The 14,673-nt window shown below is 70.2% G+C and carries 13 protein-coding genes; 6 read left to right on the forward strand and 7 right to left on the reverse strand.

Translation table 11 applies throughout. The annotated features are described in order from the left end of the window. Positions 1-15: 15 nt before the first annotated feature. Positions 16-1,104 carry an adenosine deaminase gene (locus F0L68_RS05545; protein ID WP_149848378.1) on the reverse strand — a complete coding sequence of 363 codons (1,089 nt, stop codon included), beginning with the start codon at positions 1,102-1,104 and terminating at the stop codon, positions 16-18. A 382-nt stretch (positions 1,105-1,486) separates the two neighbouring features. On the opposite strand from F0L68_RS05545, the gene F0L68_RS05550 reads away from it, so the two are divergent. The 3 genes from F0L68_RS05550 to F0L68_RS05560 all read left to right on the forward strand — a co-directional run bounded on the left by F0L68_RS05550 (position 1,487) and on the right by F0L68_RS05560 (position 3,912). Further along, on the forward strand, positions 1,487-2,692 hold the full coding sequence (locus F0L68_RS05550) for an apolipoprotein A1/A4/E family protein (RefSeq protein ID WP_223198524.1): 1,206 nt from the start codon (positions 1,487-1,489) through the stop codon (positions 2,690-2,692). Positions 2,693-2,930: 238 nt separating this feature from the next. Beyond that, on the forward strand, positions 2,931-3,347 hold the full coding sequence (locus F0L68_RS05555) for a hypothetical protein (protein WP_149848379.1): 417 nt from the start codon (positions 2,931-2,933) through the stop codon (positions 3,345-3,347). Positions 3,348-3,366: 19 nt separating this feature from the next. After that, positions 3,367-3,912: a DUF3558 family protein gene (locus F0L68_RS05560; protein WP_149848380.1), complete on the forward strand. Its 546-nt coding sequence runs from the start codon at positions 3,367-3,369 to the stop codon at positions 3,910-3,912. 64 nt (positions 3,913-3,976) lie between these two features. Here F0L68_RS05560 and F0L68_RS05565 read toward each other — a convergent pair whose 3' ends face one another. The 6 genes from F0L68_RS05565 to F0L68_RS05590 form a co-directional block, all read right to left on the reverse strand. Then, a complete protein-coding gene (locus tag F0L68_RS05565) occupies positions 3,977-5,263 on the reverse strand; it encodes a thymidine phosphorylase (protein WP_149848381.1) in 1,287 nt (428 codons plus the stop codon). 31 nt (positions 5,264-5,294) lie between these two features. After that, on the reverse strand, positions 5,295-5,678 hold the full coding sequence (locus tag F0L68_RS05570; protein ID WP_149848717.1) for a cytidine deaminase: 384 nt from the start codon (positions 5,676-5,678) through the stop codon (positions 5,295-5,297). 30 nt (positions 5,679-5,708) lie between these two features. Continuing rightward, complete coding sequence (locus F0L68_RS05575; RefSeq protein WP_149848718.1) at positions 5,709-6,974, reverse strand: ABC transporter permease; 1,266 nt, start codon at positions 6,972-6,974, stop codon at positions 5,709-5,711. A gap of 5 nt (positions 6,975-6,979) precedes the next feature. After that, positions 6,980-8,089 carry an ABC transporter permease gene (locus tag F0L68_RS05580; RefSeq protein ID WP_149848382.1) on the reverse strand — a complete coding sequence of 370 codons (1,110 nt, stop codon included), beginning with the start codon at positions 8,087-8,089 and terminating at the stop codon, positions 6,980-6,982. Beyond that, on the reverse strand, positions 8,086-9,780 hold the full coding sequence (locus F0L68_RS05585) for an ABC transporter ATP-binding protein (protein ID WP_149848383.1): 1,695 nt from the start codon (positions 9,778-9,780) through the stop codon (positions 8,086-8,088). The genes F0L68_RS05580 and F0L68_RS05585 overlap by 4 nt, the downstream gene beginning before the upstream one ends. A 91-nt stretch (positions 9,781-9,871) precedes the next feature. Further along, positions 9,872-11,014, reverse strand: a complete 1,143-nt coding sequence (locus tag F0L68_RS05590) for a BMP family lipoprotein (RefSeq protein ID WP_149848719.1) — start codon at positions 11,012-11,014, stop codon at positions 9,872-9,874. Between the two features lie 339 nt (positions 11,015-11,353). On the opposite strand from F0L68_RS05590, the gene F0L68_RS05595 reads away from it, so the two are divergent. The 3 genes from F0L68_RS05595 to F0L68_RS05605 are packed head-to-tail and all read left to right on the forward strand — an operon-like array spanning position 11,354 to position 14,494. Then, a complete protein-coding gene (locus tag F0L68_RS05595; RefSeq protein ID WP_149848384.1) occupies positions 11,354-11,863 on the forward strand; it encodes a YbaB/EbfC family nucleoid-associated protein in 510 nt (169 codons plus the stop codon). Beyond that, entirely contained in the window at positions 11,860-12,168 is a 309-nt protein-coding gene (locus F0L68_RS05600; protein WP_149848385.1) for a WXG100 family type VII secretion target, read from the forward strand. Before F0L68_RS05595 ends, F0L68_RS05600 begins: the two co-directional genes overlap by 4 nt. 4 nt (positions 12,169-12,172) lie before the next feature. Next, on the forward strand, positions 12,173-14,494 hold the full coding sequence (locus F0L68_RS05605) for a WXG100 family type VII secretion target (RefSeq protein ID WP_149848386.1): 2,322 nt from the start codon (positions 12,173-12,175) through the stop codon (positions 14,492-14,494). Positions 14,495-14,673 lie beyond the last annotated feature (179 nt).

The raw sequence follows: 14,673 nt of genomic DNA on the forward strand, positions 1-14,673 counted from the left end.
ATCTTCAGGACACTTCTAGGCCAGCAGCTCCGCGTAGGCGGGCTTGATCACGTCGTTGATCAGCGACAGCCGGTCGTCGAAGTCGATGAAGGCGGACTTCATCGCGTTGACGGTGAACCACTGGAGGTCGGCCCACCCGTAACCGAAGGCGTCGATCAGCGCCGCGAACTCGCTCGACATCGAGCAGTGGCTCATCAACCGGTTGTCGGTGTTCAGGGTGACGCGGAAGCGCAGCTTGGCCAGCAGGCCGATCGGGTGCTCGGCGATAGAGGTCGCCGCGCCCGTCTGGAGGTTCGACGTCGGGCACATCTCCAGCGGGATCCGTCGGTCGCGCACGTAGGAGGCGAGCCGGCCGAGATGCGCGGTGCCGTTCTCGTCGATCTTGATGTCGTCCATGATCCGCACGCCGTGGCCGAGCCGTTCCGCGCCGCAGTGCTGGATGGCCTCCCAGATCGAGGGCAGCCCGAACGCCTCGCCAGCGTGGATGGTGAAGTGCGCGTTCTGCTGCCGCAGGTACTCGAACGCGTCGAGCCCCTTGGTCGGAGGGAAGCCGGCCTCGGGCCCGGCGATGTCGTAGCCGACGACGCCGGAGTCGCGGTGCCGCACGGCCAGCTCGGCGATCTCCAGGGAGCGCTCGTTCTGCCGCATGGCGCACAGCAGCGTGCCGACCCGGATCGTCCTGCCGGCCTCGGCCGCGCGGCGCTCGCCGAGCCGGAAGCCCTCCTGCACGGCGTCGACGATCTCGTCGAGGCTCAGGCCGCCCTCCTGGAACAGCTCGGGCGCGTAGCGGACCTCCGCGTAGACGACGCCGTCGGCGGCCAGGTCCTCGGCGGCCTCTGCGGCGACCCGCACCATGGCCTGCCGCTGCTGCATGACGCCGCAGGTGTGCGCGAAGCCCTCCAGGTAGCGGACCAGCGAGCCGGAGTCGGCCGCGTCGCGGAACCAGGTGCCGAGCTGGTCGGCGTCGGTGGTCGGCAGTCCCTGATATCCAGACTCCTCGGCCAGGTCGATCACCGTCTGCGGGCGAAGGCCACCGTCGAGATGGTCGTGTAGCAGCACCTTGGGCGCGCTGCGAATGGCCTCGGGGGTCAACGGGGTCGGCATGGCCGACACGGTATACCTCGGTGTCGGCGTGTCCTGACCCCACTGAACGATCTTGCGCGGGTATGATCACCTGCACTGTTACGGGATGGCCGGAAAACCACCCTGTCGTATGCACGCACGCCCGCCTTAAGGCGGTTGCGGCGACCGTGCGCCACTGTGCGCAATCAAACTTGGCCCTTTAGTCACTCACACGGCGGAAGTCTCCTTGCCGCGCCAACATGAAGATCATTCGCTACACCCGTTCAGACCCATGCTTTGTCACCCGAACGGAGCAAAGTCGGCCACTCTGCGAGCAAGTTGGGGCAGGGGGCGCTAGGGAGCGGAGCCCGGAAGTGGCTAGGCTCCCGGAGGTCTCCCCTCCCCTGGACGAAGGCCACCAGCTGTGAACGACAACAACCACAACTCCACGCCGTCCTTCGACCGGATGCGCAACATGCTGTCGCGCGCCGCGGAGATTCGTGAGAGCGAACAGCAGCAGATCTTCGACGCGCTGGACGAGATCCACGCGCGAATGTCCCCGCTCGAGTCGTTGGGTTCGGTCCGCAAGCGGCTGTCCGAACTGCCCGACCGCACCGAGGTCAGCGTGCTGGCCGAGCGGCTGGACGAGACCTTGGCCAGGCTGGAGGCGCAGGACGGGGCCATCGCGGGGCTCGGCAGGACTGTCGAGGGACTCATCGACAAGCTGGCCAAGCCGTTCGCGCAGCTGGACGGCAGGCTCGACGGCGTCGCCGGCCGCTTCGAGGGCGTCGCAGGCCGGATGGACGGCCTCGAGGACAAGCTGTCGCACATCCACAAGCGACTCGACGACCTCGACCTCCACCTCGACAAGCAGGACGGCAGGCTCGAGGCGCTGCCCGGCGCCGTGCACGCGCCGCTGCGCGAGCGGATCGAGGCGCTGGAGACCACGCTGCGCGGCCGCATCGACGAGGTGGACGAGGGCGTGCACGAGCACCTCGACGGCACCCGCGAGGCGTTGCAGCGGACCGTCACGGAGTCCACGACGGCCGTGCACGGCCGGCTGGACGACGCGCGCGACAACCTCGACGCCACCAGGGACAGCCTGGCCAAGTCGGTCGTCGAGGCCCGCGACAGCGTGCACGGCAAGGTGCAGGAGGGCAGGCAGGCGCTGCACGCGGCGATCGAGGAGACTCGCGACGCCGTGGACGGCACCGACCGGCTCGAGGCGCTCGCGCAGCGGCTCGAGCAGGTCACGTCGAGGCTCGACGAGCTGGCCGGCCGCCTCGACACCGTCGAGGACGGCGTGTCGGCGCGCATCGGCGAGCTGGCGGGTTCCGTGGAGCAGAGCCTGCACACCGTGCACGGCACCCTCACCGAGCGGCCAACCACGGACTCGCTGACCAGCCTGGTGCGCAAGAGCAACCAGGAGTCCGAGCAGCGCATCGGTGGCCAGCTGGACGAGGCCATGGCCACCTTCGCCGAACTGATCCTCGGCGGCGGCGCCCCCACCCCGCCGCCCGCGCCGACCGCGCTGCCCAGGCCGCAGCGTCGGACCCGCAAGAACGGCACGAAGCTCAACGACAAGAACATCGACATCGACACCGACGAACTGGCCGCCGAAGGCGCCTGATCCGTCTGGTTCTCGGGCCCGTCACGCCGGTGTTGTCACGGCGTCACGGGCCCGAGCCATGTCCAGGGCGATGCGATGACACGCATGTCGTCGTGGGCGCGGGAGCTGCCCTATTGGCCGGGTCCGCTGAAGAACGGTCGGCCGCGGTGAAGCGTCGAACTACCGGACACCGAGATTCTCGACTTGCTACGGTTGCTCACGCAGAGTTGGTCTCCAGTTACGGAGAGGGTGATCCTGCATGCCGCAGGCATACATGGGGGAATTCGCCGGAGGACTTGCGGGGATCAGCCAGGCAGTGACCGGCCTCAAGGCAGCCGCCGCCGAAGGCTTCGCCATCAGCGACGCCGGAGGCCAGGCCCTGATCAAGGCCATCGATACCTTGAGCAACAAGCTCGACAGCGCGCTGCAGCAAGCATCGATTCTCGGGCAGGAACCGCCGTTGGGGCTGACACCGGCTGCGCAGGTGTACAAGCCGTTCCTGGCGACCATCGCGACCGACCCTGAGCAGGGTCTGGTACCGGCGTTGAAGCAACTACAGCAGGACTTGAAGGACACCAAGGATTCGATCCAGCAGTCGATGGAGTCCTACCAAGCCACGGATCAGAGCGGTAAGCAGGGCCTGCACAGGGCAGCCGGCCCCACCTACTCCGTTTGACCACCCAGGGGAAACACACGTGATACGTCGCATCGTCCTGCTCGGTTTGACAGCCGCCTCTCTGCTTGTTGCCACGGCGTGCGGTGGACCGACAACGGGCCAGCCCATGCCCGCGCCAGGTGGCGCTGCGACGGACCCCTCGCCCAGCAGTAACTCCGGTAGTTCATCGATCTCGAACAGCGCCGGCAGCTCGTTGGAGAGCCGGGACCCCTGCTCGCTGTTGTCGCAGCACGAGGTCGCTGGCTTGGGTATCTCCGGCCAGCCGCAACGGAAGAAGATCGGCTCCGCCGACACCTGTCAGCTTCAGCCTGCCAACGGGAGTTTGGGGATCGGCATCCGCACGAACGTAGGTCTGGCCGGGATGCAACCCAACGGCGGCCAGATAACCGACACCAAGGTCGGCAACCACCTAGCCAAACAGCTTGTGGACACGACCGGTAGCTGCACCATTGCCATTGGGGTCACGTCATCCGCACGGGTCGACGTCATCACCCACTACAGCGACAACGACACATGTCCTTTCGCGGTACAGGTTGCGCAGTTGGTGGAACCGAAGTTGCCGTAGCGGTCGGCACGGGTTGATTTGCGGTCGGGTCGTCGGTGTCCCCGCACCCCGACCCACGACCACCTCAGCCCCGGATCGTCTCCGCCACCATCGGCCCGCGCTCGGCGGCGGAATCGGCCACCGCGTACTGGCCCTCCAGCGCCGCCAGGGCCCCGGCCACGGCGTCCGGCGTGTCCGTGTGCAGTTCGAGCAGCGGCTGCCCGGCCTCCACCGGCTCGCCCGGCTTCACCAGGCACAGCACACCAGCCGCCGCCTGCACCGGGTCCTCCTTGCGCGCCCGCCCGGCCCCGAGCCGCCACGCGGCCACGCCGACCGCGTACGCGTCGAGCGAGGCCAGCACGCCGCTTTCCGGCGCCTCGACCACGTGCACGTGCGACGCCTTCGGCAACGCGGCCTCCGGGTCGCCGCCCTGCGCGCTGATCATCCGCGCCCAGGTCTCGTACGCCGCGCCAGAGGCCAGCACCTTCGCGGGGTCCACGTCCGGCAAACCCGCCAGAGACAGCATCTCCCGCGCGAGCGCCACGGTCAGCTCGACCACGTCCGCCGGGCCGCCGCCGCGCAGCACCTCGACCGACTCGGCGACCTCGACGGCGTTGCCCACCGCGCGGCCCAGCGGCACGGACATGTCCGTGAGGAGGGCGCTGATCTTCAACCCCTCCGCGACACCGATGCCGACCAGCGCCTCGGCCAGGGTCCGGGCGTCGGACAGCGTCTTCATGAACGCGCCAGAGCCGAACTTCACGTCCAGCACCAGCGCCTCGGCACCCTCGGCGATCTTCTTGCTCATGATGGAGCTCGCGATCAGCGGCACCGACTCGACGGTCCCGGTCACGTCCCGCAGCGCGTAGAGCTTGCGGTCCGCGGGCGCCAGGCCCTCGGTCGCCGCGCACACCACGGCACCGACCTCGCTGAGCTGCCTGGTGATCTCCGCCGTGGACAGGTTCGCCCGCCACCCCGGCACGGACTCCAGCTTGTCCAGCGTCCCGCCGGTGTGCCCGAGGCCCCGCCCCGACAGCTGCGGCACCGCCGCCCCGCAGGCCGCGACCAGCGGCGCGAGCGGGAGGGTGATCTTGTCGCCGACGCCGCCCGTCGAGTGCTTGTCCACGGTGGGCCGGTCGACCGACAGGTGCAGCCGCTCGCCCGAGCGGACCATCGCGTTCGTCCACCGCGAGGTCTCGGTCTGCCGCATCCCGTTCAGGAAGATCGCCATGGCCAGCGCGGACATCTGCTCGTCCGCGACGACGCCCCTGGTGTACGCGTCGACCACCCAGTCGATCTGGTCGTCGGTCAACACCACGCCGTCGCGCTTGGCGCGGATGACGTCCACGGCGGAGAAGGGCTCACGGCTCACAGGAACTCCTTACGAAACAACGAAAACAGCGTCACGCGGGCAGGTCGGCCGGACCGAACGCGTCCGGCAGGACCTCGCTCATCGGCAGCACCCCGCGCGCGGTGTCCACCAGGCAGTCCGGGCCGCCCAGCTCGAAGAGCACCTGGCGGCACCGGCCACACGGCATCAGCAGGTCACCGGATCCGCTGCGGCAGGCCACCGCGACGAACCGGCCCCCACCCGTCAACCGCAGCTGGCCCGCCATCGTGCACTCCGCGCACAACCCGACGCCGTACGCCGCGTTCTCCACGTTGCACCCCACCACGACCCGGCCGTCGTCGCACACGGCGGCCGAGCCGACCTGAAGCCCGGAGTACGGGCAGTACGCGTCCTGCGCGGCGCGAACGGCCGCGGCGCGCAACGCATCCCAGTCCACCACCGGGGAATCGACCGGAGCACCCACGTCCTAGTCTCCCTGTCCGCGTCGATAGATGAAGCCGTCCGCCGCCGGTGGTCGCAGTCGCTGCGAGGCGACCGTGAGCACGATCAGGGTGACGAAGTGCGGCAGGTACGGGGTGAACTCGGTCGGCAGGCTGTCCACGCTCCAGTAGACCGCGTACAGGCCGCCTGCCGCGACGAAGCCGACGCTCGCGGCCAACCACTTGCGGCGCACCAACTGCACGATCACGAGCACCGCGAGCAGCAGCACCGCGCCGTAGATCAGCGCGAGGACGGTCTTGCCGCCGCTGCTGAGCTGGAGGCCGTCGGAGTAGCCGAACAGGGCCGCGCCGCCGAGCAGGCCGCCGGGCCGCCAGTTGCCGAAGATCATGGCGGCGAGGCCGATGTAGCCTCGGCCGTTGGTCTGGCCCTCCAGGTAACCGGACTGCCCCGGGTTGAGCACCAGGGCCGCGCCCGCCATGCCGGCGAGCGCGCCGGAGGCGATCACCGCGACGTACTTGTGCAGGTAGACGTTCACGCCAAGCGACTCGGCCGCGACGGGGTTCTCGCCGCAGGACCGCAGCCGCAGGCCGAACCTGGTGCGCCACAACACGAGGAACGTGATCGGCACCAGCGCGATGGTCACCATCGTCATCGGCGACACGCCGGTGACGATCCCGCGCAGCAGGCCTGCCACGTCGGAGATGCCGACGCGTTGCTGTTGTTCCAGCTGCTGCAACCAGTCCGACAGCCCGGACGCCGAGTAGGTGTCGAACTTCGGCACCGTCGGCGAGGACCTCGGGTTGTGCGACAGCGGCTCGAAGATCAGCGTGGACAGGTACTTCGCGATGCCCGCGCCGAGCAGGTTCATGGCCACACCGGAGACGATGTGGTTGACGCCGAAGGTCACCGTGGCGATCGCGTGCACCAGGCCGCCGAGCGCGCCGAACGCGGCCGCGCAGGCCAGGCCGGCCCACGGCCCCCAGTAGTAGCCGCCGTACGCGGCCCCCCAGGTGCCGAAGATCATCATGCCTTCGAGGCCGATGTTGACCACGCCGGCCCGCTCCGACCACAGACCGCCGAGGCCGGCGAGCAGGATCGGCAGCGCCAGCACGACGGCGGTCTGCGTGGTGCCGGACGAGGTCAGCTGCGGCACGCCGGTCAGGTACGAGGCCGTGGTGAGCACGGCGACGGCCAGCGCGACCCAGATCATGCCGCTGGCCCAGCCCGGCAGCTTCCTGCGCCTCGGCGGCACGGCCACCGTCAGCGGGGCGGCGGCCGGGTTGCTCGTCATCGTCGTCACGACTCGCCTCCTGCGCTGGCGACGGCGGGCTGCGGCGGGGTGCCGCCGGTGTTGCCGAGTTCGCGGCCGACCCTGCGCTGCTCGGCGGCCAGCTCGACGCGCCGGACGATCTCGTAGGCGACCACGACGGACAACACGATGGTGCCCTGCATGATCGTCACGATCTCCTTGGGCACGCCGACGTTGTCCAGCGCGAGCGCGGACTTGTCCAGGAACGCCCAGAGCAGCGCGCCGAAGGCGACGCCGCCGGGGTGGTTGCGGCCGAGCAGCGCGACCGCGATGCCGGTGAAGCCGTAGCCTGCCGGCGAGATGATGCCGTAGCTGTGGTCGCGGCCGAGCAGCTCGGGCATGGCGACCAGGCCGGCGATGCCGCCGGACAGCAGCATCGCGGTGAGCACCATCTTCTTGGCGTTGACGCCACCTGCGGTGGCCGCCGTCGGCGACTCGCCGGAGGCCCTCAGCTCGAAGCCGAACCGGCTGCGGTTCATCATCACCCAGTAGCCGACGCCGATCGCGGCGGCGAGGATCACCAGGCCGAACACCGTGCCGCCGCTGCCGAAGCTGATGCCGGGCACCTGGCCGGCCGTCGGGATCTCGGCGGTGCTGATGTTGTTGCCGTGCAGCACACCGAAGACGTCCGGGCGGATCATGTACGCGACGATGCCCATGGCGATCGCGTTCAGCATGATCGTCGAGATGACCTCGTTGACGCCCCTGGTCACCTTCAGCACGGCGGGAATCGCGGCGTACAGCGCGCCGGTCAGGACCGCGACCAGCAGGATCACGATGGCGTCGAGGACCGGCGGCAGCCGCAGCGCGCCGCCGACCACCGCGGCGGTCACGGCGGCGACGCGGAACTGGCCCTCGACACCGATGTTGAACAGGTTCATCTTGAAGCCGATGGCCACCGCGAGCCCGGCGAGGTAGTACACCGACGCGCTGTTCACGATGTCCACCGCGGTCGTGCCGTGGCCGACCTGCGACACCATCGCCGACAACGCCGTGCCCGGGTTGCTCCCGGAGATCACCAGTGCGACCGAGCACAGCAGCGCGGAGAACACGATCGCCAACAACGGCGGCATCAGCTTGCCCCGCAACAGGTTCATGCCTGGTCACCTCCCTCTGCCTCGTCCTCGGCGCGCGCCGGGGCGGTCGTCTCTGCCGCCTGACCCGCACTGTCTACTGTGGACGGTTTGGGTTCGGCGGGTTCAGCTGGTGGCGCAGTGTCGGGGTCGTCGCCGGCGCCGGTCATCGCGGAGCCGAGCTCCTCCGGCGTGACGGTGGCCGGGTCCGCGTCGCTGACCAGCCGGCCGCGCAGCATCACCTTGATCGTGTCGGACAGGCCGATCAGCTCGTCCAGGTCCGCCGAGATCAGCAGCACCGCGAGGCCGCTCGCGCGGGCGTTGCGGATCTGATCCCAGATCAGCGCCTGCGCGCCGACGTCGACGCCCCTGGTCGGGTGCGAGGCGATCAGCAGCACCGGGTCGCCGGACAGCTCCCTGCCGACCACGAGCTTCTGCTGGTTGCCGCCGGACAGCGCCGCGGCCGGCACGTCGATGCTCGGCGTGCGGACGTCGAACTCCTCGACGATGCGCTTGGTGTCGGCCCGCGCGCCCTCGATGTCGAGCCACTGGCCCTTCGACACCGGCGGTCGCGTCTGGTAGCCGAGCACCCGGTTCAGCCACAGCGGCTCCGACAGCAGCAGGCCGTGCCTGGTGCGATCCTCCGGCACGTACCCGATGCCGGCCTCGCGGCGGGCCAGGGTGCCGAGCTTGGTCAGGTCCGTCCGCGTGCCGTCGGCGCTGGTGAGCACGATCCGGCCCGCGCTGCTCGCGCGCATGCCCATGATCGCCTCGACCAGCTCCGTCTGCCCGTTGCCCTCGACGCCGGCGATGCCGAGCACCTCGCCGGACCGGACCACCAGGTCGACCGCGTCAAGCACCGGCCGGCCAGAGCCGTCCTCGGCCAGCAGGGTCAGCTCCTCGACGCTGAGCACCGGACGGTCGGTGACCGTGGACTCGCGGGTCTCCGGGCTGGGCAGCTCGCTGCCGACCATCATCTCGGCGAGCTGCCGGGAGCTGATCGCCTTCGGGTCGGCCGTGCCGACCGTGGTGCCGCGCCGGATCACCGTCACGCTGTCGGCGATGGTGCGCACCTCGTCGAGCTTGTGCGAGATGAACAAGAAGGTGAAGCCCTGGTCCCGCATGCCGCGCACGGTGTCGAACAGCTCGTCGACCTCCTGCGGCACCAGCACGGCCGTCGGCTCGTCCAGGATGATGATCCGCGCGCCCCGGTAGAGCACCTTGAGGATCTCCACCCGCTGCCGGTCGGCGACGCCGAGGCGTTCCACCAGCGCGTCGGGGTCGACCCGCATGCCGGTGGTCCTGCCGAGCTCGACCAGCGTGCGGCGGGCCTTCCCGCCGATGCCGTGCAGCTTCTCGGCGCCGAGCACGACGTTCTCCAGCACCGTCAGGTTGTCGGCGAGCATGAAGTGCTGGTGCACCATGCCGATGCCGGCCTTGATCGCGTCGGTCGGCGACCGGAACCTGATCTCCTGGCCCTCGACCTCGATGGTGCCCTCGTCCGGCTGTTGCATGCCGTAGAGGATCTTCATCAGGGTCGACTTGCCAGCGCCGTTCTCGCCGCACAGCGCGTGCACCTCGCCCTGGCGCACGGTGAGGGCCACGTCGCGGTTGGCCACGACGCCGGGGAAACGTTTGGTGATGCCGGTCAGGACGACGGCCGGCGCCCGCTCGGACTCCTGCGGGGCGGCCCGCTCGGTGGCGACGGTGCTCATCGGCACTCCTCGAAAAGACGTCTGCAACGACGCGTCAGGCCCGGGGAGGAGTGCTCCTCTCCCGGGCCCCACGCGTCTGCTGGCTGGCGAACTACTTGGTCGGAGTCGCCGACACCGTGATCTTCCCCGCGACGATCTGGGCCTTGTAGGCCTCAAGCACGTCCTTGATGTCGTCGATCTTGCCGCCGGAGGTGGCGTAGCCGACGCCGTCCGCCTTCAGGTCGAACACCTTCGGCACGGTCGTCAGGTCGTTCTTGGCGAAGGCCCTGATGAAGTCGTACACCGCGACGTCGACGCGCTTGACCATCGAGGTGATGATGACGTCCTTGTTCGCCGCGACGGTCGGCTGGTTGTACTGGTCGGAGTCGACGCCGATGGCCAGCTTGTTCGCGGCCTTGGCAGCGGCGAACACGCCCTCGCCGGACTTGCCGGCCGCCTGGTAGACGACGTCCGCACCGGCGTCCAGCTCACCCTTGGTGACGACGTTGCCCTTGTTCGGGTCCTGGAAGCCGCTGAAGTCGCCTGCCGGGCTGATGTACTTGGACTCGATCTTGATGTCCGGCGCGGCCGCCTTGGCGCCCTGCGCGAACCCGGCCTGGAACTTCTGGATCAGCGGGACGTCCACGCCGCCGACGAAGCCGATGTGGCAGCCCTTGCTCTTGTACGCCGCCGCGACGCCGACCAGGAACGAGCCCTGCTCCTCGGTGAAGGTCAGCGGGGTCACGTTGGCCGCGCCGTCGACCGTCGCGTCGACGATCGCGAACTTCGTGCCGGGGAACTCCGCGGCGACCTTCTTGAGCGCGTCGGCGTAGGCGAAGCCGACGGTGATCACCGGGTTGTAGCCGCCGGTCGCGAGCTGGCGGAGCCGCGTCTCCTTGTCCGCCGGGCTCTCGTTGGCGCTCGCGGTGAGCTCCTTGGTGTTGTCCTTCTTGACGCCCATGTCCGAGATGGCCTTGTCCAGGCCGGCCGCGGCCGCGTCGTTGAAGGAGCCGTCGCCACGGCCGCCGATGTCGTAGGCGAGACCGATCTTCAGCGCGCTTCCGTCGACCTTGCCGCCGGCATCGGCGCTGGTCGAGCCGGCCGGCGCGGCAGCGGGCTTGTCAGCCAGCTTGCATCCGCTGCTCGGGTTGCCCGACGCATTGTTGTTGTTGCTGGAGTTACCGCTGTCCTTGGCGCAAGCTGCCAGCGACAGGGCGCTGGTCAGTGCGACCGCGACTACCGCGACCCCACGCATACGACGACGCACGCTCGTCTCCTCCCTGCTCACTGAGCAGCCACGACCCGACAGCGTTGTCGAGTTCCGAGTGGCGAACCGTACCCCTCGGTAAGGGGAGGTTCCCAACGACCTGCTGGCACGTGACCGAATCGTTGACGGCGGCCACCCAAGGTGACGGTCTCCTTCCAGCCAGTGCACCGCGCAGCCAAGTCTGGGCCAGCTGGACGATCCCCGCTGCCCGACCAACCGCGCGGCGTTGGGCGTTCGGGCAACGGATCCCGTGCACAGCGCGGCCACTCCTGCAACGTTCACCTGAGCGTGGTCGGTTGATCACCTGATCAGTCGATAGTGCAGGGCATGGACCCACAGGTCGATCCGCAGGGCTGGCTCGACGACTTCCAGCGGCACGTGGCGGACCTCCAACAAAAGAGCACGGAACTCCAGGAGCGGTTAGCCGAGGCGTCGGGGACGGCGAGTTCACCCGACGGCAGCGTGACCGTCACCATCGGCCCGAGCGGCGCCCTGGACAACCTGGCCCTGACCGAGCGCGCCATGACGCGCCGTCCCGCCGAACTCGCCCAGCTGATCATGAGCACGGCCGCGCGGGCCCAGCAGCAGGCGTCGCAACTGGTCGTCGAGGCGCTCCAGCCGATGGCCGCTGGCACCCAGGTGATGGACGTGGTGAACCAGTTCCTGCCGCCGCCCGTGCCCGACGAGGAGCCGGTGGACGCGGAGCCCGCCCCCGACGCGCTCAACGAGGACGAGCAGAACGAGCGGACCGGGCCGCCGAGCCCGCAGGCCCCGCCGCGTCCCGCCAAGCCGGCGAAGCGGAACTACGAGGAAGACGACGAGGAGCCGCTGTGGTGAACGGACCGGGTTTCGGCGTCGACCCGACTGTGCTGGACAGCTTCGCCGGAGAACTCGACAAGCGCGCGGCCGAGGTGCACGGCGCGGCCGACAAGGTGGGCGCCGCCAACGGTTTCGACTTCCAGGCGTTCGGCGCGGTGATGGGCCAGGTGCTCGCGGTGCCGAGCCGGATCGCGCTGAAAGTGGTGCAGGACAAGGTTTCCGGCGTGGCCGGCTCGATGGACGAGGCCGCCAAGCTGACCAGGGACACCGCGGCGCACTACCGAGAGACCGACGCCAACAACAGCAGCAAGTTCGGGGGCTGACTCGATGGCAGTGCTCAACGTGACCGCCGACAACACGACCTCCGGCGCCGGGTTCGTCGACTCCTACGCCGGCCTGATCAACTCGATCAGGGACGCGGGCAAGAAGGACACCGCCGAGACCGCGATCGGCATCGGGCTGGGCGTCGTCAACGTTGTCCTCGACACCATCAAGTTCATCTTCAACCCGTTGGCCTCGCTGATCTCCGCGGGCCTCGGCTGGCTGATCGAGCACGTCAGCTTCCTGCGGATACCGCTGGACGCGCTGGCCGGCAACCCCGACGAGATCAGCAAGCTGGCCAGCCAGATGCACGAGGTCGGCCAGTCGCTGCACAACACGGCCAAGGACAACACGACCGCGCTCCAGGGCGAGATCGCGAAGTGGACCGGCGACGCCGGTGACGCCTTCCGCAAGAAGATGGCCGAGCACACCACCGCCATCGACGACGCCGGCACCGCCGTGGACGCCGCTGGCTATGTGCTGTACGCCAACATGGCGGTCATCTCGGCCGCGCGCGCCCTGTTCCGCGACCTGATCACGTCGGTGCTCGGCGACATCATCGCGACGATGCTGATCGCGCTCGCCGCTGCCATCCCGACGTTCGGCGCGTCGATCCCGGCCGGGCTGGCCACCTGCGTCGGCTGGGCCACGGCGACCGGCATCCAGCTCGGCGAGAAGCTGGCCGCGCTCATCGCGCTGGCCGGCCGCACCGCCAAGAAGATCGCCGACATTGCCAAGACCATGAAGGGCAAGATCCCGCACGGCGGAGGCGGCGGCGCGCACGGTCCGTCCGCGCCGCACGGCCCGAACGTGCACGAGCCGATCCCGATGGGGCCGATCACGCACGGCGGCCCGAACGCCCCGCACACCGGTCCGTCCGGTGGCGGCGGAGGCGGTCAGGTGCACACCCCGCCCGACCCGCACGGCGGCCCGACGGGCGCGCCGCCGCACACCACGCCCCAGGGCAGCGCGCCCCCGGTGACGCAGCCACACGAGCCCTTCACCAACCCGCGCCCCGCACCCGCACCGCCGACGCACACGCCAGCCGGCGGTCCGCCAGTGCACGAGCCCTTCACCAACCCACGGCCCGCGCCCGCGCCGCCGCACACCGCCCCGCAGGGCAGCGCGCCCCCGGTGACGCAGCCGCACGAGCCCTTCACCAACCCGCGCCCCGCACCGGCCCCGCCGACACACACACCGGCCGGCGGCCCACCGGTGCACGAGCCGTTCACCAACCCGCGCCCGGCGCCCGCGCCGCCGCACACCGCGCCGCAGGGCACGGGTCCCGTGCCGCCCCGGCCGCCGGCCCCGCCGAGGCCGACCGGCAACCCGACCGTGCACGAGCCGAACGCCCCGCACACCACGCCGCAGGGCACGCCGCCACCCATCCCGCCACGCAACCCAGCGCGTCCGGGACCGGGCAACCCGCAGGGCGGGCCACCGCCGATCCCGCCGCGCAACCCAGCGCGTCCGGGACCGGGCAGTTCGCAGCCGCACGAGCCCTTCACCAACCCACGCCCGGCACCCGCGCCGCCCGGCCGACCCGGCGGCGGGCAGCCACACGAGCCGTTTACCAACCCGCGCCCCGCGCCGGCTCCCCCCGGCGGCCGGCCTGGCGGCGCGCAGCCGCACGAGCCGTTCACCAACCCACGGCCCGCGCCGGCTCCTCCCGGCCACCCGCCGACAGGGCAGCCACACGAGCCCTTCACCAACCCGCGCCCGGCACCGGCTCCTCCGGGCCACCCGCCGACGCAACCGGGCCACCCGCCAACAGGGCAACCGCACGAACCGTTCACCAACCCACGGCCCGCACCCGCGCCGCCCGGCCACCCGCCGACGCAGCCCGGCCACCCGCCAACAGGGCAACCGCACGAGCCCTTCACCAACCCACGGCCCGCGCCCGCGCCGCCCGGCCACCAGCCGGCCCCCGGCGGTCACGACCCGGCTGCGCCTCCCGGCGGTCATGACCCGGCGGCACCTCCCGGTGGGCACGACCCCGCCGCGCCGCCCGCGGGCGGGCACGACCCGGCCGCGCCGCCGACCGGGCCTACGCCACCGATCGAGCACACCGGGCCGTGGATGAAGATGCATGAGACCTGGTTGAAGAACAAGTTCCCCGACTCGTACAAGACGATGAAGACGCTGGAGGACAAGCTGAAGGCGGACTTCCCGGACGCCTACAACAAGTTCCTGAAGCCTGCGGCCAACATCAAGAGCGCCAAGGAGTGGGAGGGCTGGGTCGGCAAGCCCGCCTTCGAGATCATCAAGAAGATGTCCGGCATCCAGGCCAACGCCCAGAAGGCGTGGGATCAGGAGGGGCGCCACTAGCGCGACGTCTGCACAGCGCTGAAAGGCGCGAGCGCAAACGTTTGCCCTCTGAGCGACGGGCCCGGCACACCGGCTGTTTCGCGGGGTGCCGGGCCCGTCGCCGTGGTCGATCACCGGATCGGTGCAGAACCACTCGATCGGATGGCTGTGTGTCTCATGAGTCACACAGCGGTGCACGT

The organism is Solihabitans fulvus, assembly GCF_008386585.1.
Taxonomy (GTDB): Bacteria; Actinomycetota; Actinomycetes; order Mycobacteriales; family Pseudonocardiaceae; genus Solihabitans; species Solihabitans fulvus.